Origin of the sequence: Ramlibacter ginsenosidimutans (assembly GCF_016654015.1) — a bacterium.
GTDB classification, from domain to species: domain Bacteria; phylum Pseudomonadota; class Gammaproteobacteria; order Burkholderiales; family Burkholderiaceae_C; genus Ramlibacter; species Ramlibacter ginsenosidimutans.
Genome location: NZ_JAEPWM010000001.1, coordinates 807,740 through 829,691, shown reverse-complemented (window position 1 = coordinate 829,691; position 21,952 = coordinate 807,740). Strand labels below are relative to the sequence as shown.

The 21,952-nt window shown below is 69.7% G+C and carries 22 protein-coding genes; 8 read left to right on the top strand and 14 right to left on the bottom strand.

Annotated elements, in window-relative coordinates:
- Window positions 1–37: 37 nt before the first annotated feature.
- The 3 genes from JJB11_RS04090 to JJB11_RS04080 are packed head-to-tail and all read right to left on the bottom strand — an operon-like array spanning window position 38 to window position 2,690.
- Window positions 38–733 carry a molybdate ABC transporter substrate-binding protein gene (locus JJB11_RS04090; RefSeq protein ID WP_201166610.1) on the bottom strand — a complete coding sequence of 232 codons (696 nt, stop codon included), beginning with the start codon at window positions 731–733 and terminating at the stop codon, window positions 38–40.
- Window positions 733–1,713 (bottom strand): tripartite tricarboxylate transporter substrate binding protein, encoded by a 981-nt coding sequence (locus tag JJB11_RS04085; protein ID WP_201166609.1) that lies wholly within the window; start codon window positions 1,711–1,713, stop codon window positions 733–735. Before JJB11_RS04085 ends, JJB11_RS04090 begins: the two co-directional genes overlap by 1 nt.
- A 14-nt stretch (window positions 1,714–1,727) precedes the next feature.
- On the bottom strand, window positions 1,728–2,690 hold the full coding sequence (locus JJB11_RS04080; protein ID WP_377371926.1) for a tripartite tricarboxylate transporter substrate binding protein: 963 nt from the start codon (window positions 2,688–2,690) through the stop codon (window positions 1,728–1,730).
- A 75-nt stretch (window positions 2,691–2,765) separates the two neighbouring features.
- Here JJB11_RS04080 and JJB11_RS04075 point away from each other — a divergent pair, with 75 nt between their 5' ends.
- Entirely contained in the window at window positions 2,766–3,644 is an 879-nt protein-coding gene (locus JJB11_RS04075; protein ID WP_201166607.1) for a fumarylacetoacetate hydrolase family protein, read from the top strand.
- Window positions 3,645–3,725: 81 nt separating this feature from the next.
- Here JJB11_RS04075 and JJB11_RS04070 read toward each other — a convergent pair whose 3' ends face one another.
- From JJB11_RS04070 to JJB11_RS04055, 4 genes are all read right to left on the bottom strand, one after another.
- Complete coding sequence (locus tag JJB11_RS04070) at window positions 3,726–4,733, bottom strand: serine/threonine protein kinase (protein ID WP_201166606.1); 1,008 nt, start codon at window positions 4,731–4,733, stop codon at window positions 3,726–3,728.
- A gap of 22 nt (window positions 4,734–4,755) precedes the next feature.
- Window positions 4,756–5,175, bottom strand: a complete 420-nt coding sequence (locus JJB11_RS04065; RefSeq protein ID WP_201166605.1) for an organic hydroperoxide resistance protein — start codon at window positions 5,173–5,175, stop codon at window positions 4,756–4,758.
- Window positions 5,176–5,210: 35 nt separating this feature from the next.
- On the bottom strand, window positions 5,211–5,660 hold the full coding sequence (locus JJB11_RS04060; RefSeq protein WP_201166604.1) for a MarR family winged helix-turn-helix transcriptional regulator: 450 nt from the start codon (window positions 5,658–5,660) through the stop codon (window positions 5,211–5,213).
- Window positions 5,661–5,730: 70 nt separating this feature from the next.
- Window positions 5,731–6,540 carry a crotonase/enoyl-CoA hydratase family protein gene (locus JJB11_RS04055; protein ID WP_201166603.1) on the bottom strand — a complete coding sequence of 270 codons (810 nt, stop codon included), beginning with the start codon at window positions 6,538–6,540 and terminating at the stop codon, window positions 5,731–5,733.
- Window positions 6,541–6,613: 73 nt separating this feature from the next.
- On the opposite strand from JJB11_RS04055, the gene JJB11_RS04050 reads away from it, so the two are divergent.
- Window positions 6,614–8,266 (top strand): GMC family oxidoreductase, encoded by a 1,653-nt coding sequence (locus JJB11_RS04050; RefSeq protein ID WP_201166602.1) that lies wholly within the window; start codon window positions 6,614–6,616, stop codon window positions 8,264–8,266.
- Window positions 8,267–8,374: 108 nt separating this feature from the next.
- Complete coding sequence (locus tag JJB11_RS04045) at window positions 8,375–9,100, top strand: hemerythrin domain-containing protein (protein ID WP_201166601.1); 726 nt, start codon at window positions 8,375–8,377, stop codon at window positions 9,098–9,100.
- Between the two features lie 10 nt (window positions 9,101–9,110).
- Here the strand turns inward: JJB11_RS04045 and JJB11_RS04040 are convergent, their stop codons facing one another.
- From JJB11_RS04040 to JJB11_RS04025, 4 genes are all read right to left on the bottom strand, one after another.
- A complete protein-coding gene (locus JJB11_RS04040; RefSeq protein WP_201166600.1) occupies window positions 9,111–10,460 on the bottom strand; it encodes a GAF domain-containing protein in 1,350 nt (449 codons plus the stop codon).
- The gene (locus tag JJB11_RS04035) at window positions 10,457–10,948 is read right to left on the bottom strand and encodes a hypothetical protein (RefSeq protein ID WP_201166599.1); all 492 of its coding nucleotides are present in this window, start codon (window positions 10,946–10,948) and stop codon (window positions 10,457–10,459) included. Before JJB11_RS04035 ends, JJB11_RS04040 begins: the two co-directional genes overlap by 4 nt.
- Window positions 10,949–10,952: 4 nt before the next feature.
- Entirely contained in the window at window positions 10,953–11,756 is an 804-nt protein-coding gene (locus tag JJB11_RS04030; RefSeq protein ID WP_201166598.1) for an ABC transporter permease, read from the bottom strand.
- 108 nt (window positions 11,757–11,864) lie between these two features.
- Window positions 11,865–12,791 (bottom strand): ATP-binding cassette domain-containing protein, encoded by a 927-nt coding sequence (locus JJB11_RS04025; protein ID WP_201166597.1) that lies wholly within the window; start codon window positions 12,789–12,791, stop codon window positions 11,865–11,867.
- An 86-nt stretch (window positions 12,792–12,877) separates the two neighbouring features.
- On the opposite strand from JJB11_RS04025, the gene asd reads away from it, so the two are divergent.
- Entirely contained in the window at window positions 12,878–13,741 is an 864-nt protein-coding gene (gene asd / locus JJB11_RS04020; RefSeq protein WP_201964584.1) for an archaetidylserine decarboxylase, read from the top strand.
- A gap of 150 nt (window positions 13,742–13,891) precedes the next feature.
- On the opposite strand, the gene JJB11_RS04015 is transcribed toward asd, so the two are convergent.
- On the bottom strand, window positions 13,892–15,385 hold the full coding sequence (locus JJB11_RS04015) for an AMP nucleosidase (RefSeq protein WP_201166596.1): 1,494 nt from the start codon (window positions 15,383–15,385) through the stop codon (window positions 13,892–13,894).
- A 173-nt stretch (window positions 15,386–15,558) separates the two neighbouring features.
- Between JJB11_RS04015 and JJB11_RS04010 the strand changes: the two genes are divergently transcribed.
- Complete coding sequence (locus tag JJB11_RS04010; protein ID WP_201166595.1) at window positions 15,559–15,816, top strand: hypothetical protein; 258 nt, start codon at window positions 15,559–15,561, stop codon at window positions 15,814–15,816.
- Here JJB11_RS04010 and JJB11_RS04005 read toward each other — a convergent pair.
- On the bottom strand, window positions 15,809–17,842 hold the full coding sequence (locus JJB11_RS04005) for a FecR family protein (RefSeq protein ID WP_201166594.1): 2,034 nt from the start codon (window positions 17,840–17,842) through the stop codon (window positions 15,809–15,811). The genes JJB11_RS04010 and JJB11_RS04005 overlap by 8 nt on opposite strands.
- Before the next feature lie 127 nt (window positions 17,843–17,969).
- Entirely contained in the window at window positions 17,970–19,334 is a 1,365-nt protein-coding gene (gorA, locus tag JJB11_RS04000) for a glutathione-disulfide reductase (protein ID WP_201166593.1), read from the bottom strand.
- Between the two features lie 94 nt (window positions 19,335–19,428).
- Between gorA and JJB11_RS03995 the strand changes: the two genes are divergently transcribed.
- From JJB11_RS03995 to JJB11_RS03985, 3 genes are read left to right on the top strand one after another with little or no spacing between them, the layout of a single operon-like run.
- Entirely contained in the window at window positions 19,429–20,232 is an 804-nt protein-coding gene (locus JJB11_RS03995) for an MlaE family ABC transporter permease (RefSeq protein WP_201166592.1), read from the top strand.
- 2 nt (window positions 20,233–20,234) lie between these two features.
- A complete protein-coding gene (locus JJB11_RS03990) occupies window positions 20,235–21,284 on the top strand; it encodes an MlaD family protein (RefSeq protein WP_201166591.1) in 1,050 nt (349 codons plus the stop codon).
- Window positions 21,281–21,952, top strand: coding sequence for a hypothetical protein (locus tag JJB11_RS03985; protein ID WP_201166590.1), 672 nt, complete (start codon window positions 21,281–21,283; stop codon window positions 21,950–21,952). The genes JJB11_RS03990 and JJB11_RS03985 overlap by 4 nt, the downstream gene beginning before the upstream one ends.

Below are 21,952 nucleotides of genomic sequence, written 5' to 3'. Positions count from 1 at the left end.
GCGCGTGCCGGGGCCGCGCGCCTGCGCGGCCCTGGCTTCAGTCGAAGCCGCAGCGCGCGCGCAGGTCGGCCGCGTCGGCGGAGGTCAGCGTCGCGATCAGCGCGGCGGCGAGCTCGGGCTCCTGCGCACCGGAGGCCACGACGGCCGTGTAGGTCGTGACGAGCTCGTGCGGCGCCGGCAGCACGCCGGTGACCTGCACACCCGGGGTATTGAGGATCTCCGTGACCTGCGTGCAGCCGACGGCCTCGGCCTGCGTCGACTGCGCGAGTGCGGCCATCGCCGCGGCGCCATTCGGATAGGTGCGGTGGCGCGAGGTGTCCTGCGCCAGGCCGAGGGCCTGCAGCACCTTCATGAAATGGATGCCCGCCGTGGCCTTCGCCGGATCGGGGAAATAGATTTCCGGCGCGGCGGCGAGCAGCGCCTGCAACTGCTGCGGCGTCTGCACGGACACCGGGGCGTGCTGCTGTTTGAGCGCGACGCCGGTCTTGACCCGTCCCAGCGGTCGCGCGCTGGCTGCATCGGCACGGCCTTGTCGCCCGAGCTCGTCGACGAGGGCCTGGGTGAGGATCAGCAGGTCGCAGGGCGCGCCGCCCAGCAGCTTGTCGCGCATGGCGCCGACGGCGCCGAAGCTGCCTTGCAGCCTGCAGTCGTGCTGCTGCTCGAAGGCGGCCTGCAGGCGACTCACCAGGCCCTGCGCGGCACCGCCGCTGAGGATGTTCAGTGTCTTGGGCATCAGTCGGCCTTGATGTGGGCGGTGTGGATCACCTTGGCCCACTTCTGCACGTCCTCGCGCACGTACTTGTCGAACGCCTGCGGGTTCATCACCATCGCGACGGCGCCCTGCTTGGCCCACGCCTGCTGCACGTCGGGCTGGCTCACGATCTTGCTGATCGCCTCGTTCAGCCGGTTCACGATGGCGGGCGGCGTGCCCTTGGGCGCCAGCAGTCCCAGCCAGATCGTCGCTTCGTAGCCGGGCACGCCGGACTCGTCGACGGTGGGCACGTCGGGCAGCACCGTGGAGCGCTTCTTGCCGGTGGTGGCGATGGCCTTCACCTTGCCGGCCTTCACGCTCTCCGCCATGGTGGTGACCGCGTCGAACATCAGGTCGACCTGGCCGCCCAGCACGTCGGTGCGGGCGCCGGAGCTGCCCTTGTACGGGATGTGGACGATCTTGGTGTCCGACATGCTCTTGAACAGCTCGCCTGCCATGTGGTACGGCGTGCCCGTCCCCGAGGAGGCGTAGTTCAGCTGGCCCGGATGCTGCTTCGCCAGCTGGATCAGCTCGCGCACGTTGTTCGCCGGCAGTGCGGGCTTGGCCACCAGCACCAGGTCCGAGTAGTTGATCGGCGCGATCGCCACGAAGTCACGCTCGAGGTCGTAGGGCTTGTTGGACAGCAGCGTCTCGTTGACCGTGTGCGTGTTCGACATCAGCAGCAGCGTGTACCCGTCGGCCGGCGACTTGGCGACCAGGTCGGTGCCGATGACGGCGCCGGCGCCCGGCCGGTCCTCCACCACGAAGGGCTGGCCGAGCGGCTCCTGCAGGCGCTGCGCGATGTAGCGGGCGAACACGTCCGCCGGACCGCCGGCCGCGAAGGGCACGATGATCCGCACCGGCCGCGTGGGCCAGCTCTGGGCCGCCGCGGGCAGGGCCTGCAACAGGCCGGCGGCACAGGCGCAGGCAGCGAGGCAGCGCAGGACGTGTGAACGCTTCATGGAGAGTCTCCCGGTTACTGGACCTTGCCGATCTTCTGCACGACGCCGTGCATGCGCTGGACGTCGTTCTTCACGTAGGTCTCGAACTCCGGCGCGTCCATGTAGAGCACCGGGCTGCCGGCCGCCAGGATGGCCTCCTTCACCTTCGGGTCGTTGGCGGCCGCGCGTGCGGCGGTGCGCAGGCGCTGCACGACGGCGTCGGGCGTGCCGGCCGGCACGAACAGGCCCGACCATTGGGCGTACTCGGCGTCATAGCCGGACTGCTTGAGCGACGGCACGTCCGGCAGCGTCTCCAGCCGCGTCGTGCCCCAGTGGGCGAGCACGCGCACCTTGCCGGCCTTGACCAGTTGCAGCACGGTCGCGGGTCCGGTGGCGACCGCATCGACCTGGCCGCCCAGCAGTGCCACCACCGCCGGGCCGGCGCCGGTGTAGGGGATGTGGGTCATGCGCACGTCGGCGACCTGCTTGAGGATTTCCATCGGAACGTGCATGGTCCCGTAGTTGCCCGAAGAGCCGAAGTTGATGGCGCCGGGACGCTTGCGCGCGTCTTCGACGAAGTCCTTCACGGTCTTCCACGGCGCGTCGGCGCGCACGGCCAGCACGGTGGGGTCGGCGGTGAAGCGCGCGACGGGGCGCAAGGATGCGTACGAATACATCGGCTGGCGGCCCAGCAGTGCGTCGGCGTCGGGCAGGACGCTGTACGAGGAGAGCGCCATCAGGATGGTGTAGCCGTCGGGCGGGGCCTTGGCGACGTAGGCCATGCCGATGCCGCCGCCGGCGCCGCCCTTGTTCTCCGCCACCACCGGCTGGCCGAGGTTGCGGCTCATCGCGTCGGCGACGGGACGGCCCACCGTGTCGGCGAGGCCGCCGGGCGGGAACGGCACGACCATGGTGATGGTCTTGCTGGGGTAGGCCGCCTGCGCAACGGCAAGGCCGGCCGCGGCAAGAAGGCCCGCGGCCACGAAAAGTCGGCGCATCATCGGGAAAACTCCTGGAGGTGTTTTGTTAGCATGCTATCTGCGGCAGGAAGTCCGCGAGAGAGAGTTTGTACTATGAAGATTGCCGCGTATCTTTACCAGGGCCACCCCGGTGTCGGCCGGGTGTCCGCCGACGGCCGCCAGGTCGAACCCTTCCAGGTCTCCGCCGAGCAGGCCGCCCTGGGCGCGCTGCCCCTCGTGGAGGCGCAGGCCGCCGGCCGCGCGCTGCCGCCCACGGGCCAGCCCGTGTCGCTGCAGCAGGTGCAACTGCTGGCGCCCATCCCGCGTCCCCGCCGCAACATCTTCTGCGTGGGCAAGAACTACCACGCGCACGCGAAGGAGTTCGCCGGCAGCGGCTTCGACTCCAGCGCGAAGTCCGGCGGCGACATCCCGGCCGCGCCGATCATCTTCTCGAAGGTGCCGGAGTCGGTGACGGGGCCGAGCGATCCCATCCTGTTCTCGCCCGAGGTGTCCACCGCGATCGACTACGAAGCGGAACTCACCATCGTGATCGGCCAGGGCGGCAAGGGCATCCGCAAGGCCGACGCCATGAAGCACGTGTGGGGCTACACGATCATCAACGACGTGACCGCGCGCGACTGGCAGGGCCGGCACTCGCAGTGGCTGCTGGGCAAGTCCTTCGACACCTTCTGCCCGATGGGACCGTGGCTCGTCTCGGCCGACGAAATGGACGGCCAGAACACGGACGTGAAGTGCTGGGTGAACGGCGAGCTGCGGCAGGACGCCAACACCAAGGATTTCATCTTCGACATCCCGACGCTGATCGAGTGCATCTCCGCCGGCATCACGCTGTACCCCGGCGACCTGATCGCCACGGGCACGCCCGCCGGCGTGGGCATCGGCTACAAGCCGCCGAAGTACCTGAAGTCCGGCGACGTGGTGAAGATCGAGATCGGCGGCATCGGGGTCATCGAGAACCCGCTGCGCGGCTGATCGCCGCCAGCCGCCCCGTCGTGACTGGAGTACCTTCGTGCTGCGCACTGCGGTATTCGCCCCTGGGGCGGCCCGGCGGGCTCATGCGACCAGGGGCGGCTCCTCCATCGCTTCCATCTGCTCTTCCAGCATCTGCACCTGGCCGCGCCAGTAGTCGGAGCTGCCGAACCACGGGAAGGCGATGGGAAAGGCCGGGTCGTCCCAGCGCCGCGCCAGCCAGGCGCTGTAATGGATCAGCCGCAGCGTGCGCAGCGGCTCGATGAGCGCCAGTTCCTCGCGATCGAACTCGCGCATCTGTTCATAGCCGTCGAGCAGGCCGCCCAGCTGGCGCTGCCGCTGCGTGCGATCGCCCGAGAGCAGCATCCACAAGTCCTGCACGGCGGGGCCGGTGCGCGCGTCGTCGAGGTCCACGAAGTGCGGACCGGCGTCCGGCGTCCACAGGATGTTGCCGGGATGGCAGTCGCCGTGCAGGCGCAGGTGGCGCACGCCCGCGGCCTGCGCGTCGGCAAAGGCGGAACGGATCTGGCGCAAGGCCTGTTCGCAGGCGCGCTGCCAGTCGCCCTGCACGTCCAGCGGGATGCCGTCGTGCGCGAGCAGCCAGTCGCGCGGCTCTTCGCCAAAGCTCGCCACATCCAGCGCGGGACGCACGGCAAAGGGCTTGGCTGCGCCGACGATGTGCAGGCGCGCGAGATAGCGGCCGATCCACTCCAGCACTTCGCCGTTGTCGAGCTCCGGCGCGCGGCCGCCCCGGCGCGGCGAGACGCTGAACGCGAACCCGGCGTGATGGTGCAAGCTGCGGCCGTCCAGCAGCAGCGGGCCCACTGCCGGCACTTCGGCTGCTTCCAGCTCCCGCGAGAAGGCGTGCTCCTCCAGGATCTGTGCGTCGCTCCAGCGGTCCGGCCGGTAGAACTTCGCCACCACGACCGCCGTGCCCTCGACCGGGTCGTCCAGGTGCACCTGGTACACGCGGTTCTCGTAGGAGCTCAGGCCAAGCAAACGCCCGTCGCCGTAGAGGCCAACCGACGCCAGCGCGTCGAGGACGACGTCCGGCGTGAGGGTCTCGTAGGGATGACGGGCGTCGGTCTGCATGCGGCATTGTCGCCGCATGTGCTTACTGGACCGTGATGTCCACCGCGATGTTGTTGCGGGTGGCGTTGGAGTAGGGGCAGACCTTGTGCGCTTCGGCCACCAGTTGTTCCGCCTTGGCGCGTTCGAGGCCAGGCACGGTGATCTTCAGGCGCACGGCGATGCCGTAGCCGAGCGAGGTCGGGCCGAGGTCCACTTCCGCATCGACCGCCGTGTCGGCCGGCACGCTGACGCCGACCTTGGGCGCGACTGCCTTCATCGCACCGAGGAAGCAGGCGGAGTAGCCGATGCCGAACAGCTGCTCGGGGTTGGTGCCCTGGCCGGGACCGCCGGGGGACGACAGCTTGACTTCGACGCGGCCGTCGTCGGAGCGGGCCGTGCCTTCGCGGCCGCCCACGGCGTGAGTCTTGGCGGTGTAGAGGACTTTGTCGAGGGAGGTGGGCATGGAGCTTCCTTGGTTGCTAGGGGTGAACGAGGGGATCAGGCCGCCAGCCGCTCGCGCAGCTTGCGGATCTGGGTGGTGAGCTGCAGCAGCTCGGAAAGGGAACACTGGCTGGCCGCGAGCACGCAGCCCGGCACCTTGGCCGCGCGCGCCTTCAGCTTGCGACCGGCAGCGGTGAGGTGGATGTGGACGCGGCGCTCGTCCTGCACCGCGCGCAGGCGGTTCACCAGGCCGGCGGCCTCTAGGCGCTTGAGCAGGGGCGTGAGGGTGCCCGAATCGAGGGAGAGGCGCTGCCCCAGCTCGGACACCGTGAGGCCGTCGCTTTCCCAGAGCACCAGCATGACGAGGTACTGCGGATAAGTCAGCCCCAGTTCGTCGAGCAGCGGCTTGTACAGCTTGGTCATCGCGAGCGACGCCGAATACAGGGCGAAGCAGACCTGGTTGTCCAGCAGCAGGGCCTGGTCGGCAGGGATCTTCGTCGCTCGCATGGGAAGAAATGTAGCCTCCAATTCAATTGTGCGCAATTGAATGCCGCCGGCCCTGCCGCGGACCGGGGTATCAGCGCCCGCTGAAATGGGCTGCGCGCTTCTCGACGAAGGAGCGCACGCCTTCGGCGGCGTCCTCGCTGCGCGCGAGCCGCTGCTGCACGGCGACGAACTCCGCCGTCGCCTCCAATGGGCCGCGCTCCACCGCCTTCAGCGCATTCAGGCGCGTGGCGACCACCGCCAGCGGCGCCTGCGCCGCGATGGTCTCGGCGATGCGGATCGCTTCCTCCAGCTGCTGGCCGCGCGGCACGACCTTCTGCACGAAGTTCAGGCGCAGGGCCTCGGCGGCGCCGAACTCGTCGCCCGTCAGCAGATGCAGCAACGCGTTGCCCAGTCCCGCGCGTTCGGCCATGCGCAGCGTCGCACCGCCTGTGGCCATGATCCCGCGCTTGACCTCCAGTTGCGAGAAGCGGCAGTCGTCCGCCGCGACCACGATGTCGGCGGCCAGCATCAGCTCGATGCCGAGCGTGAAGGTGATTCCCTGCACGGCGACAACCATGGGTTTCGTGCGGCGCCGGTAGCCGGGCGAGCCCAGGTTCAGGGGCTCCACCGCATCCTGCGGCCACAGCTTCTCGCCCTTCTGCATCGCCGGCGCGATCGTCGGCAGGTCGAGGCCGGCCGTGAAATGGTCGCCATGGGCGAACAGCACGCCGACGCGCAGCTGCGGATCGTCGTCCAGCAAGGTGTACGCTTCGGCCAGTTCGCGGAACATGCGCGGCGTGAAGCCGTTGCGCTTGGCGGGCCGGTCGATGCCCACCAGCAGCAGGGCGCCGCGGCGTTCGGTGGTGATGGTTCCTTCGGCGGGCGGTGCGGTGTGGTCCATGGGCCGCATTAAAGCAGTCCATCGGGGCGCCTGGCCAGCCGGCCGCGCCGCAGCGCGGACACGAGGAGAAAACATGAGCGGAACCCGGACGGTGGACTATGTGGTGGTCGGCGGCGGTTCCGCCGGTTGCGTGCTGGCGGCGCGCCTGAGCGAGGACCCGGGCGTGCAGGTCGCGCTGCTCGAGGCGGGCCCGCCCGACACCAGCGTGCTGATCCATTGCCCTGCCGGGCTCGCGCTCCTTGCCAAGACGGGTAACGCGAACTGGAAGTTCGCGACCGAGCCGCAGCCCGGCCTGAACGGGCGGCGCGGCTACCAGCCCCGCGGCAAGGTGCTGGGCGGATCGAGTTCGGTCAACGCGATGATCTACGCACGCGGCCACGCCAGCGACTACGACGGCTGGGCGGCCGAAGGCAACCCGGGCTGGTCCTTTGCCGAGGTGCTGCCCTACTTCCGCAAGTCCGAGCACAACGAGCGAGGCGCGGACGCGTTCCACGGCGCCGATGGTCCGTTGAACGTGATGGACTTGCGCAGTCCCAACCGCTTTGCCTCCGTCTTCGTGGAGGCAGCGCGCCAGGCCGGCTATCCGGAGAATCGCGACTTCAACGGGCCCACGCAGGAAGGCGTGGGTCTCTACCAGGTCACGCATCGCAACGGCGAGCGCTTCAGCGCGGCGAAGGCCTATCTCGCGCCGAACCGGCACCGGCCCAACCTGCAGGTGATCACCGGGGCGCAGGCCACCCGCATCCTGCTGGAGGGCCGGCGCGCGGTGGGCGTCGCCTACCTGCAGGATGGGGTTGCGCGCGAGATCCGGGCGCAGCGGGAGGTGCTGGTCTGCGGCGGCGCGCTGCTGTCGCCGCAATTGCTGATGCTCTCCGGCATCGGTCCGGCGGCGCACCTGCGCGAGCTCGGCATCCCCGTCGTGCACGACCTGCCCGGCGTCGGCGCCCACCTGCACGACCACCCCGACGTGATCCAGGTGGTGGACGCGCCGCACCTGAAGGACCTGTTCGGCCTCTCGCTCACCGCGCTGGCCAGGGTCGTGCGAGGCATCGTCGAGTGGCGCAGGCATCGCAGCGGCATGCTCACCACCAACTTCGCGGAAGCGGGCGGGTTCATCCGCAGCACGCCGGACGAAGCCATCCCCGACCTGCAGCTGCACTTCGTGGTGGGCAAGCTGGTCGACCACGGCCGCAAGACCGTGCTCGGACACGGCTACTCCTGCCACGTGTGCCTGCTGCGCCCGCGCAGCCGCGGCAGCGTGCGCCTGCGCAGCGCCGACCCGCTGGCGGCGCCGCGCATCGATCCCAACTTCCTCGCCGACCCGGACGACGTGCGCCGCCTTGTGCGCGGCTTCCAGGTGATGCGCACGATCCTGGAGCAACCGGCGCTGGCCGGCCTGCGCGGGCGCGAACTGCCGAACTCGGCCGCCGCGCGCGACGAGGCGTCCATCGAGGCCTTCATCCGCAACAACGCCGACACCATCTACCACCCGGTGGGCACCTGCCGCATGGGCAGCGGCGCGCTGGACGTGGTGGATGCGCGATTGCGCGTGCACGGCATCGCCGGGCTGCGCGTGGTGGACGCATCCATCATGCCGCGCATCGTCGGCGGCAACACCAACGCGCCGGTGATCATGATCGCCGAGAAGGCGGCGGACCTGGTCAAGGAAGACGCCGGCCGGGCGCAGGAGGCACTCGAGGTGCAGCGCGAGGGAATGGCCGCTTAAGGTTTGCTGAGGGTTTTCTTAAGCGATTCTTCAGAACGCGCCGCGCGACGCGTTCCTAAGCTTCTTTCCGCGGCGAATCCCCGCCGTTTTTCCCAGCGAAAGAAGACGATGAAGATCACATCCAAGGAACTGGAACAGGTGGCGGCGGCCGAGGCGCTGCGCTTCGACCTGTATTCGGGCATCCACAAGGCCCTGCGCGCGATGATGGCCGACACCTTGCTGGCGCTCGGCCGCATGGATCCGGGCGACGAGGCCGAAGTCACGCAGGTGACGGAGCGTGTGCTGCAGCTGCTCGGCTTCTGCGGCTCGCACCTGAGCCACGAGAACGCCTACGTCCATCCGGCCATCGAGGCGCGCGCCCCCGGCGGCAGCGAACGCATCGCCCACGAGCACGAGGAGCACGAGGAGCACATCGCCGAGCTCTCGCGCCATGTGGCGCAATTGCAGCTGGCGCCCGCAGCGGGTCGCTCGGCCGCGGCGCAGACCCTGTACTGCGAGCTCGCGCTGTTCATTGCCGGCAACTTCCAGCACATGCACGTGGAAGAGACGGCGCACAACGCCGTGCTGTGGGCGCGCTACACCGACGCGGAGCTCGCCGCGGTGCACGACGCGCTGGTCGGCTCGATGCCGCCCGACGAGATGATGCAGGCGGCGCGCTGGATGGTGCCCTTCATGAACGCGCCGGAGCGCGCCCTGATGCTGGCCGACTTGCGCGCGAAGGCGCCGCCGCCCGCTTTCGCGGCCGTGCTGGACCTGGTGCGGCCGCACCTCTCGGCGCGTGAATGGGACAAGCTCGCGCAGGCGCTGGAACTGCCCGCCGAGCCCGCGTGGTGACGCGCAGGCGTCAGCACTCGACGAGCTCGACCGCGCGCCGCACCACCAGCCGGAAGCGGCCACGTCCGGTCTTCTCCATGCGCACGGCGTCGCCCTGTTCGGCCAGGCGCCGTTGCAGCAGGAGCAGGCGGGCCTCGAGGTTGTCGGTGATGTCGGGCAGCTTCAGCGAGGCGTCCAGCCGCAGCTCGCGGTTCGTGAAGTCCGTGCGACCGAGCTGCTGGTGGTCGCGCAGCAGCTTCCAGAGGATCGCGCCGGCCACGCCCTTGATCACGTAGGTCTCGCCGAAGAAGATGCTGTCGTTCGCGCGGTAGTGACGCACGGGCAGGGGCGCCAGGCGGGCGGCGGCCTCAACGGGCACGGGAGCGGGCGCGCCGTCCGTGGCTTCGCCCGTCTCCGTCGCGGCTTGCAGCAGCTCGATGGTGGCGCCGAGCTGGCCGGCGATGGCGACCAACGCGTCTTCGTCTTCGTAGCTGAACTGCAGGTCCTGCGTGCCCTCGACGAACAGCACGCCCAGCAGGCGGCCGCCGCTCTGCACGGGCACGGCCAGCTGGCTGTGCGGCTGCGCGAGGCCGGGGTAGGGGATCTCGGCGACGGGCTGGAAGTCCGGCACGTTCTCGTCGAGGCTGCTGCGCATCGCCTGCGTGTACAGCGCTGCGCTCGTGACGTGGCCGATGCGCACCGGCGTGCGCTCGCGCGCCGCCATGCCGATCACGCCCTGGCCCATGCCGATTTCCGAGCCGACACCCGAGGTGGGATAGCCGCAGCTCGCGACGGTGTAGAGCCGCTGGGTCGCCGCATCGAGCATCAGCACCATGCCATGCCGCACGCCGAGATGGTCGCTCAAGCCGGAGAGCACGGCGTTCAGCGCCTCGTCCAGGCTGGTGCAGCGGGCGAGCCGTTCGCTGGCGCGCCGCACCGCGCCCAGGGGGCTGGCGCGCGGCGGCCCCGCGGGCAGGTGCTCGCCCTCCAGCGCCTCAACCTGCTCCACCGCATAGACGTCGGAGCCGAGCAGGCGGAACACGTCCTGCATGCCGGTATGCGAGGCGATGCCGGCCAGCTGCGCGCGCATGCCTTCGAACAGCGGCCCCTCGGTCTCGGTGCGCAGGTAGCGGATGTGCAGGCGGAAGAACTGCACCGTGCCCGGATGCAGCACCAGCGCGGTCGCGCGCGGATTGGCCAGGATGTTCTTGCGCGTCTTGTTGAAGAACTGGAAGGACAGCGCGACGTGTCCCTCGTCGGCGTAGAAGACCTGGGAGATGTAGGCGACGTTGGGCACGCCGTCGGCGCCGCAGGTGGCGACCATGGCCGGGATCGCGCCCTCGAAGCAGGCGCGGATCTCCTGCAGCGAGGGCCCGTTCACTCCTGGCCTCCCAGTGCGGCTCCGGCGCGCGGGCCCGGCGTCTGCTCGAAGGCCTGTTCGGGCGTGAAGCGCACGGCCACCACGTCCTCCAGCTGGTGCGCGAGCATCGTGCGCGCCACGTGCGCAGGGAAGCCGACGCTGGCGATCTCGGCTTCCATCGGGCGCAGATAGGCCGCGAGCACGGGCTCGTCTTCGGCCGTCGCCGGCCGCATCTCCACGCGCGAGGCCTTGAGCTGCACGCTGCGGTGCGTCGATGGCTCGCTGAACACGGCGGCGATCTGCCCGCTCGCGGCGAGGTCCTCCAGCAGCTGGCGCGACTGGCGCCGTGCGAGGTACACGGTGACCTGCTGCCCGTCCGACTCGATGCGGCTGCCGACCGCGCGCATGATGCTCGGGCGCAGCTGGGCATCGCGCGAGCCCACGATCACTGATACGCCGCGGGCCATCATCGCCAGCAGCTCCTTGGGGATGTGCGCGCCCGCTGCCATGGTCTTAGCCGGCGAAGCGCCGCCGCGTCAGGGCCAGCGCCGCCCAGAACGCCGCGATGGCATAGGCCGCGAGCGCAAACAAGTGCGGCAGCGGGTCCGCCGGCCAGCGGTCCATGAACATTGGCCGCACCAGTTCCACCGCGTTGGTCAGCGGCAGCCAGCCGGAGATGGTGCGCACCACGCCCGGCAACTGCTCGCGCGGAAAGAACACGCCGGAGAGGAACATCATCGGGGTGAGGAACAGGGTGAAGTAGTAGGTGAAGAAATCGTAGCCCTTTGCCAGCGCGTTGAAGATCAGGGCAATGCAGGAGAAGGTGATGCCGGCGCCCGCCAGCACGAACCAGGCCACGACCAGCTTGGGGCTGTGCGAGATGCCCAGCCCCAGCATCACGAACAGGATGGCCGTGACCGTGAAGATCGCCTTGTAGGCGGCCCACAGCATCTCCGCCATGACGATGTCGTCCAGGCTCACCGGTGCGTTCAGGATGCCGTCCCAGGTCTTCTGCACGTGCATGCGCGAGAAGGCGGAGTAGAGCGCCTCGAAGCTGGCGGCGTTCATCGCGCTCATGCAGATCGAGCCGCTTGCGAGGAACAGGATGTAGGGCACCTCGCCGCCTTCCATGCGCACGCGCCCGACCAGCGCGCCCATGCCGTAGCCGAACGCCACCAGCCAGATCAGGGGCTCGGCGATGTTGCCGATCAGGCTGGGCAGCGCGAGCTTGCGCCACACCAGCAGGTTGCGCCGGAACACGGGCCACCAGCGCAGCGAGAGCGTCGGCGCGCGCCAGGGGGAACGTTCAAGATGCATGGAGATTCCTACCAGTCGCTTTCGCGCGCCGCCGCGGAACCGGCTTTGCCGGGCCGCTGGGGGCGCCCCCTTGAGGGGGAGGCGGCCGCAGGCCGCTTCGGGGGTGGGTCATCCTTCTTCCCGGATCTGCCGGCCCGTGAGTTTCAGGAACAGGTCTTCGAGATTCGAAGGCCTGTGCAGGGTGCGCAGCTTGCCGTGCTCGCTGTTCAGCCGCTCCAGCAGCGGCCGCGCGTCCTGCGTGTAGAAGAAGACGGTTTCCCCGCTGACCTCGGTGCGCGCCGCCAGGGCCTTCAGCGGCGAGTCCGCGAGCGCCAGCGCGCCGTTGCCGTAGGCCTCCACCACGTCGGGCTCCAGGTACTGCGCGATCAGGTCGCGCGGCCGGCCTTCGGCGATCTTGCGTCCGTGGTCCAGCACCAGCAGCCGGTCGCACAGGCGCTCGGCCTCGTCCATGAAGTGCGTGGTCAGCAGGATGGACTTGCCCTGCTGCATCAGCACCTGCAGCCGCTCCCACATGAGGTGGCGCGCCTGCGGATCGAGTCCCGTGGTCGGCTCGTCCAGCATCAGCAGGCGGGGGTCGTTGACCAGCGCCCGGGCCAGCGAGAGCCGGCGGCGCATGCCGCCCGAGAGTTCGGCGGGCGTGGCGTCGGCCTTGTGCGACAGTGCGGCGAACTCCAGCAGCTGCGGGATGCGTTCGCGGATGCGCTGCGCCGGCAGGCCGAAGTAGCGGCCGTACACCATCAGGTTCTCGGCGCAGCTGAAGTCGGGGTCGAGCGAGTCGAACTGGCTCACCACGCCCAGCTGCGCCTTGATGGCCAGCGCATCGCGCGGCATCTCGAGGCCCAGGGCGTGGATGGTGCCCGCATCCGGCTCGGTGAGGCCGAGGCACATGCGCAGCGTCGTGGTCTTGCCCGCCCCGTTCGGGCCGATCACGCCGAGGCATTCCCCGGCGGCGATCTGGAACGAGAGCCCGTCCACCACGGCCGTGCCGCCGTAGCGCTTGGTGAGCTCGCGAACGTCGAGGAGCAGCTCGGTCATGGCGCGGCTATTGTGTCGCAGCCCGGCGCTGCCCGCGCGTGCCGCAAGGCGGCCGTAGAATTTTCGCTTTGCCCCAAGGACCTCGCTTGTTTCCACCGCTCGCCATCACGCAGCAATACCTGCTGCCCAAGAAGTTGCTGACGGCGTTCGCGGGCTGGGTCGCCGGCACCCGGATGGGCAGCTTGACGCACGCCATCATCCGCAGGTTCGTGGCGCACTATCAGGTGGACATGACCGAGGCCGCGGACCCGCGCATCGAGAGCTACGCGACCTTCAACGATTTCTTCACGCGCGCCTTGCGCGACGGCGCGCGGGCGATCGCGCCGGCGCCGTTCGTGTGCCCGGTGGATGCGGCGATCAGCCAGTTCGGCCCCATCCGGAACGACCAGATCTTCCAGGCCAAGGGCCACAGTTATTCGACGCGCGCGCTCGTCGGTGGCGATGCCGCGCTGGCCCAGAGCTTCGACGACGGCCACTTCGCGACGCTGTACCTCGCCCCGCGCGACTACCACCGCATCCACATGCCTTGCGAGGGGCGGCTCAAGCGCATGGTCTACATCCCGGGCGACCTGTTCTCGGTGAACCCGCTGACGGCGCGCCACGTGCCCGGCCTGTTCGCGCGCAACGAGCGCGTGGTGTGCGAGTTCGAGTGCGCGCATGGACCGATGGTGATGGTCCTGGTGGGCGCCACCATCGTCGGCAGCATGGCGACGGTCTGGCACGGCGTCGTCAACCCACCGCGCACGCGCGAGCCGCGCAGCTGGGAGTACGAGGGCAGCGACATCGTGCTGGCCAAGGGCGCGGAGATGGGACGCTTCCTGCTCGGCTCGACGGTCGTCCTGCTGTTTCCGAAGAACGTGCTGACCTTCACGCCCGACTGGGCGCCCACGCGCGCCGTGCGGTTGGGCGAAGCCATGGCGACGCTGATCGAGTCCGAAGCCGCGCTGTAGAGCGCTGCAGTTCACATCCGCGCAGCGGCACCCGGACCGCGCGGAATAACATGCAGCGCGGTCTCACCTGTGGCGAGAATCCGGCTTCGCCGGTCCTCGCCACACTGATCAGGCCACTCTGAAAAGTCGCTCGCGACTTTTCAGAGTGAATTACTGGAATGCCACCTCGTCGAAGCTGCGCAGCTTGCGGCTGTGCAGCCGCTGCGGTCCCTGCGAGCGCAGGATCTCGATGGCGCGCATGCCGATGCGCAGGTGCTGGTCGACGCGCTCGCGGTAGAACTGGTTGGCCATGCCGGGCAGCTTGATCTCGCCGTGCAGCGGCTTGTCGCTCACGCACAGCAGGGTGCCGTAAGGCACGCGGAAGCGGAAGCCGTTGGCGGCGATCGCCGCGCTTTCCATGTCGAGGGCGACCGCGCGGCTCTGCGAGAAGCGCCGCTGCGGCTCGTTGCCCGGCAGCAGCTCCCAGTTGCGGTTGTCGGTGCTCGCCACTGTCCCCGTGCGCATGATGCGCTTGAGGTCCGCGCCCTGGCAGCGCGTGACGTCCGCCACCGCCTGCTCCAGCGCCACCTGGATCTCGGCGAGTGCGGGAATCGGCACCCACAGGGGCAGTTCCTCGTCCAGCACGTGGTCCTCGCGCACGTAGCCGTGGGCCAGCACGTAGTCGCCCAGCTGCTGGCTGTTGCGCAAGCCCGCGCAGTGTCCGAGCATCAGCCAGGCATGCGGGCGCAGGACGGCGACGTGGTCGGTGATGTTCTTCGCGTTGGAAGGACCCACGCCGATGTTCACCATCGTGATGCCGCCGTGGCCCTGGCGGATCAGGTGGTACGCGGGCATCTGCGGCAGCCGCGGCGGCGGCGCGCCATAGCTGTCCAGCGGGTCGCGCGGCAGGCCGACCCGGCGCGTCACCACGTTGCCCGGTTCGACGAAGGCGATGTACTCGCTGTCCGGGCGGTTCATCTCCTCGTGCCCGAGCTTCACGAACTCGTCGATGTAGAACTGGTAGTTCGTGAACAGCACGAAGTTCTGGAACCAGTCGGGCGCGCTGCCGGTGTAGTGGCGCATGCGGTGCAGCGAGTAGTCGACGCGCGACGCGGTGAACAGCGCGAGCGGCAGCGGCTGGCCCGGCTCGAAGCGGATCGTGCCGTTCGCGATGCCGTCGTCCATCGTGGAGAGGTCCGGCAGGTCGAACAGGTCGCGCATCAGCATGCGGCGCGTAGCGGGCAGGTTGCCCTCGATGTGGTCGTGCTCCGCGAAGGAGAAGTGGATCGGCATCGGCTCGTTGCTCACGCCGACTTCCAGCGGCACGCCGTGGTTTTGCAACAGCAGGCGGAACTGCTGGAGGTAGTAGCTCGCGTACAGGTCGGGGCGCGTCAGCGTGGTCTCGTAGCGGCCGGCGCTCGCCACGAAGCCGTAAGACAGCCCCGAGTTCTCCAGTGCCGCCTGCGGCACCACGCTGTCGGTGTGGATGCGAACGTACGGATAGCAGCCCCGCACGCGGCCCGGCATCGCTTCGCCGGCGACGAAGCGCTGCATGGCTTCGCGCAGGTGATGGATTTGCTGTCCATAGATCGCGCGCACCTGCTCCAGGGCGCTTTCCGGATCCGTGTGGAAGGTGGGGGCGATGAAGGGCGGCATGAACGGCATGCGCCTATTGTGCAACTGCGGCTCGGCCGTCCCGCACACCGGCCGGCGGTGCGCCACAGTCCTACAGGGTGTAACGCACTCCTCCGACCCGTGTTCTTGAGCCCGTAGCCCACAGTCTGCGTCATCCAGAACGACGCCGCAGAAGGCGCAAATCAATCCAGGAGTTCAAGAAAATGACGCAAGCGTTGGCCGCAAATCCTTTTGCCCTGATGGTGGATCCCGCCGAGGTCCGGGCCTACATCGACAGCTCCGAGGAACTCACCAAACTGAGCCAACGCACCTGCCATCCGCTGGACCGCGCGGTGATCCGCTGCGCCAGCGCCGAGATCGCCGCCTTCGACGCCAAGATCGATCGCACCACGATCTACCTGCCGCCGGAAGAAGACAAGCCGGCGGCCGTGACCCGCACCTACACGCGTCGCGTCAACTGACCCTGCGGGCCGGCACGCCCATCGGCGCCGGCCGCACCGGCAGTGGCACCGGCTGCTGCTGCCGCACCCAGACTTCATCGTCGCGGCGATCCTGGTCACGCCGCATCTGATCCGCCAACGCCCGCTGCCTGCGCAGATCGTCGTCCCGACGGGCCTGCTCCTCGCGGCGGGCTTGTTCTTCCCGGCGGGCCTGGTCTTCCCTGTGCAGATCGTCCGCGCGCTTCGCCTGCTCGTGCCGCGCCAGCGCGGTCTGCTCGTCGCGCCGGGCCTGCTCCTGCAGCCGTGCGAGCTGCAGCTTGCGGGCCTCGGCGATGTGCTGCGCCTCGGCCTTGCGGGCGGCGAGTTCCCGCTTCTCTTCCGCCGCGCGCCTGGCCTGGGCCACGCGGCGCTCTTCCTCTGCCTTGCGGGCGGCCTCGCGCCGCGCTTCCAGTTCGCGCTTCGCCTGGGCGGCCTCGCGGGCTTCTTCCGCCTGCCGGGCCTGGGCGGCACGGCGGCGCTCTTCGGCGCGTTTGGCATCGGCGGCGGCGACCCGGCGGTCCTCCGCACGCTTCGCCTCCGCGGCCGCACGGCGCTCCGCGTCGCGGCGTGCATCGGACGCCGCGCGGCGTTCGGCTTGCACGCGCTTCGCTTCGGCCGCCGCATGGCGCTCCGCTTCGCGGCGTGCATCCACCGCCGCCCGCCGGTCGCTCTCGGCGCGCGCGGCTTCCGCGGCGGCCCGGCGTTCGGTTTCGGCGCGGGCCGCGGCGGCCCGGCGCTCGTTTTCGGTGTGCTGCTGCTGCGCGATGCGCTGCCGCTCCTGCGCGTCGGCCTGGGCCCGCGCTTGCGCCTTCGCTTTCGCATCCGCATCGGCGCGCGCGCGGGCCTCGGCTTCGAGCTTGGCGCGCGCATCGGCCTGCGCCTGCGCACGCAGGTCGGCTTCGGCCTTGGCACGTGCTTCGGCTTGCAGCTTCGCGCGTGCATCCGCTTCTGCCTTGGCGCGAATGTCGGCTTCCGCCTTCGTACGCGCTTCGGCTTCGATCCTGGCGCGCAGTTCCGCTTCGACCTTCGCGCGCGCCTCCGCTTCCATCCGGGTGCGCGCTTCCAGTTCCTTCGCCGTGGGCGCCGGCGCCATGGCGGGAGCCGTCACCCGCAAGGCCGCAGCTGCGGCCACGCCGGGCCCGACCTGCGCGTTGGCGAGGGGCTGGGCCTTGGCCACCTGCGGCGGCGCTGCGGTCACGGCGGCGGCGGCCACGGGTGCGGCCTGCTTCGCGCCGGGCAGGCTCGATGCCGGTCCCGTGATCACGATGTCCTTGCCGCGATTCACGAAAGCCGGGGCCGGGGTGGCCGGCGCCGTGTTCTGCGCGAGGTTGGGCATGCTGACGGTGGGCTCGCCGCGGCGGCGGGCGCCGGCCCAGCGATCGAAATCGTCGGTCGCGGCGAACGCCGGTTGGGAGAGGCGCGAGAGATTGCGGTTGCGGAAGGCGACCCGCTGGCCGCTCTTCACTTCCAGGGCCTCGCCCTTCTCGCCATACACGACGGCCGACCCGGAATGCACGGTGATGCGCGTGATGGCCTGCTTCAGGTCGACGTCGATGCGGTAGTCGCCCGGCTGGCGGGCGCGGAATGCGAGGTTGGGCGTGCCGATCTCGAAGCTGTCGCCGGGATTGACGTGTGTCACGGTCGCGATCACGGCGCCCTGGGTGAGACTCAGCTGGGTGGCCGCATCGCCGACGTTCTCGAGGATCAGCTGCGTTTCGCCGTCGAGTCGCAGCGCATGCCCCCCCGCCTGCACCTCGGCGCGCGAGCCGCGGTCGGTCCAGAGCCGGTCGCCGCGCTTGAGCAGCCGGCGCGGCTGCACGTCATGCCATTCCTTGTCGCCCTGCGGGGCGTACGCGACCGAGCCTTCCGCGTGCTGCAGGTGCGCCGCAGGCACCTGCACGACGTCCTGGGCCAGCACGCCGCCGGACCAGGCGAGGGCCAAGGCTGCCAGTCCTTTGCCGAGCCGGCGGCAGCCCAGCGTGCCGGCATGTCTCTGCGGTGCGATCATGCGGTATTGAACCGCTAACCCGTGCCAAATGCACTTGCCCGGCGTGTAAAGCTGTAGGCCCGTTCTGACGTCCCGCGCCCCCTGCGTGAAGTTGTCACGCGGCTCGGGACGCCCTGTAGCGCCGTCTTCAGGCCACCGGTTCGCGCATGGTCACGAACTCTTCCGCGGCCGTCGGATGGATGCCGATCGTGCTGTCGAAGAGCGCCTTGGTGGCGCCGGCCCGCATGGCAACAGCGAAGCCCTGGACCGTTTCGCCCGCATCCGGGCCGACCATGTGCAGGCCGACCACGCGATCGCTCGCCGCATCCACGACCAGCTTCATCAGCGTCCGCTCGGCGTTGCCGCTGAGAGTGTGCTTGAGCGCGCGGAACTCGCTGCGGAAGATGCGCACGGCCCCGAATCGCTCGCGCGCCTGCGCTTCCGTGAGGCCCACGGTGCCGATCGAGGGATGCGTGAACACCGCCGTCGGCACGAACTCGTAGTCCATGCGGCGCCGGCCTTCGCCGAACAACTGGTCCACGACCACCATCGCTTCGGCCAGCGCCACCGGCGTGAGCTGCAGGCGCGCGGTGACGTCGCCGATCGCGAGGATGTGCGGAGCGGCGGTGCGATAGTCGTCGTCGACCGGGATGGCACCGTGCGGCGAGAGCGCCAGTCCCGCGGACTCCAGGCCCAGTCCGGCGACGTTCGGGACGCGGCCGGTCGCGTACAGCACGGCGTCCGCCTCCAGCACCTCCGCGTTCGTCAGCGTCACGGCCAGCCCGTCCGGCCGGCGCTCGATCGCCTCCACATCGGTGCGCAGGCGCAAGTCGACGCCGTGCTTGACCAGTTCCTGCGCCAGGAAGGCACGCACATCGTCATCGAAGCCGCGCAGCACCTGCTCGCCCCGGTACAGCAGCCGCACCTGCGCGCCCAGGCCCTGGAAGATCGAGGCGAACTCGCAGGCGATGTAGCCGCCACCCACCACGACCAGCCGCTTCGGGAACGGTTCGATGTCGAACATCTGATCGGAGGTGAGCACATGCTCCCGTCCGGGGAAGTGCGGGACCGAGGGAGTGCCCCCGGTGGCGATCAGGATGTGCCGCGCACGGAAGCGCTGCGCACCTTCGTTTGTCGCGACCTGCACCGTGTGCGCGTCGCACAGCGTCCCCCAGCCTCGAAGCACCTGCACGCCGGCGCCGACCAGCAGCTGTTCGTAGATGCCGTTCAGGCGCGAGATCTCCTTCGCCCGGTTGCGGCGCAGGCGGGCCCAGTCCAGCGTCGCGGCGCCGACGTCCCAGCCGAAGCCGGCGGCATCGCGGAAGTCGTCGGCGAATTGCGCCGCCTCCGAGTACAGCTTCTTGGGAACGCAGCCCACGTTGACGCAGGTGCCTCCCAGAGCCGCAGCCTCCGCCACCACCACGCGCGCGCCGCGTTGCGCCGCCATGCGGGCGGCTCGCACGCCGCCGCTGCCCGCGCCGATGACGAACAGGTCGCAATCGAATCCGCTCATGCCACTTCCTTTCTTCGAGGGGCCGCGAGCCCCGGGGCCCGACTGTAGGCCGCGGCTGACGACCCTGGCCCAGCCGTGCCTTTACCATCGCCCCATGACGCATTGGTCGACCTGGTACCGGACCGTCAGCCACACCAGCCTCGCGCCGGTGCGCTGGGCGGCAGCCTGGGCGCGGATCACCTTCTTCGGTGCCGTCATGGTCGTGCGCGCTTTTTCGCCGCGCAGCTACGGCCCGCAGACCCGCCACAACCTGGCGCGCCACATGTACGTGGACACGGCGCCCATCCTGGGCTGGTTCACCGTGCTCATCTCGCTGTTCACCGTGATCATCACACGGATCGTGATCGTGACGGCGGCCAGCTACGGGCTGTCCCAGTACGCGCTGGAGATGGTGGTGCGCGTGCTCGTGGTGGAACTCATCCCGCTCACCGCGGCGCTGTTCGTCGCCTTGCGCACGACCATCCCCAGCGGCGCGGCGCTGGTGGAGATGCGGCGCATCGGCCACTTCCGCACGCTGCGCCGACAGCGCCTGGACCCGATCGCGGTGGAAGTGCTGCCGCGGATGCTGGCCGGCATCTTCGGCTGCATCACGCTGGCGGCGCTCAGTTGCGTGGTCGCCGGCGTGCTGGCCTACTTCGCCGTCTACGGCTTCACGTCCGCGGGGACGGCCGCCTACGAACACATGGCGGGCCGCGTGTTCGATCCGCTGTTCACGTTCATCTTCGCGCTGAAGACCCTGTTCTTCGCGATCGCGGTGTCCGTGATCCCCATGGCCTCCGGCCTCAACAACATCGAGGATGATGGCTCGCGCGAAAGCGCCGCGCTGCAGGGGCTGGTGCGCATGTTCGGCGTGCTGCTGATCCTCGAGGCGCTTTCCCTGGTGGGCAACTACATCTGACCATGGCCGACGACCCCAAGAGCTCGCCAGCACCTTCCCCGACTGCGCCGCCGCAGCCCGAAACGCCCGTACAGAAGTCGGAGCCCGCGGCCAAGCACGTGCCGGTGCGCAACCTCGAGCTGAAGGCCATCATGCTGCTGGCCTTCACCGTCGCCCTGATCGTGGGGGCGGCGCTGTTCCTGCTGCGCGCGCGCGGCGTCTTCGATCCCAAGCAGCAACTGGTGCTGGTCACCGACAACGCCGAAGGCGTGGTCGCGGGCATGGACCTGACCTTCTCCGGTTTCCCCATCGGCACCGTCAAGGGCGTGTCGCTGGGCGAGACGGGAAACGTGAAGATCCGGATCGACGTGCTGCAGAAGGAAGCCAAGTGGCTGCGCACGTCGAGCGTCTTCACGCTCATCAAGCCCATCATCGGCGCCACCCAGCTGCGCGCCTACAGCGGCATCCTCACCGACCCGCCGCTGCCCGACGGCGCCGAGCGCCCCGTGTTGCGCGGTGACTTCAACGAGGAAGTCGGCCGCGTGATCGGGGCCACCAAGGACGTGCTGGACAACCTGAACCAGCTCACGGCCCAGAACTCGGACCTGAACCACTCCATGGCCAACCTGCAGGTGTTCACGCAGAAGCTGCAAAGCCGCTCGGGCGCGCTGCACGCCATCTTCGGCAACGAGGAGGACGCCCGCAAGCTGGTCGCCGCGGTGGACCGTGCGAATGCGGCGATGGCGGAGATCCAGCGCCTGGCCGGCAACGGCGACCGCCTGGTGAGCCATGCGGACACCCGCGTGTTCGGTCCCGACGGGATTGCCAACGATGCGCAGGCCAGCGTGCGCCAGTTGCAGGGCCTGCTCACGGACGCGCGCGGCAGCCTGCAGCGCGTCGATTCGGTGCTGACGGAGGCGCAGGGCGCCGTGGGCAACGTGAACAAGGCGACCCAGGACCTCGGCAGCCTGCGCGGCGAGGTGGAGGACAACCTGCGCAAGATCGAGGACCTGATCAACGACCTCAATCGCAAGTGGCCGTTCGCCAAGGAACGGAAGATCGAGCTGCCATGAATGCCTCAACCCCGAAGCGGTCGTTGGCCGCTGGACTGGTGCTCGCGGTGATGCTGCTCGGCGGCTGCGGCAGCAAGCCGCGCCAGCCCGACTGGCTGGTGAACGCGGACGGCGCGCAGGACCGCTTCGAGCGCGCGTATCTCCAGGGCGACGACCGGGTCGCCGCCACCGAGTTCGCGCGTTTCCGCAGGCAGGTCGCGAGCACCGCGCAGCCGGGCCTGGTGGCGCGCGCGGAACTCACGCGCTGCGCCGTGCAGGTGGCGAGCCTGGACTTCTCGCCCTGCACCGGCTTCGAGCCGCTGCGCGTCGACGCGCCGGATACGGATCGCGCCTACGCCGATTTCCTGGCGGGCACGACCGCGCCGGAGCAGGCAAAGCTGCTGCCCGAAGCGTACCGCGGCATCGCAAGCGGGCAGGGTGGTGCGGCCGCATTGAAAGGGATCAAGGATCCGCTGCAGCGCGTCATCGCAGCCGGCGTGTTGCTGCGCACGGAGAAGGCCGATCCCGAGGTCCTGCAGGTCGCAGTGGACACGGCCTCCGCGCAAGGCTGGCGGCGCAGCGTGATGGCCTGGCTCGGGGCGCAGGCGATGCGCGCGGAGAAGGCCGGCGCCACCGAAGAAGCGGCACGCCTGCGGCGGCGCATGCAGCTGGCCGCCGACCAGAAGTAG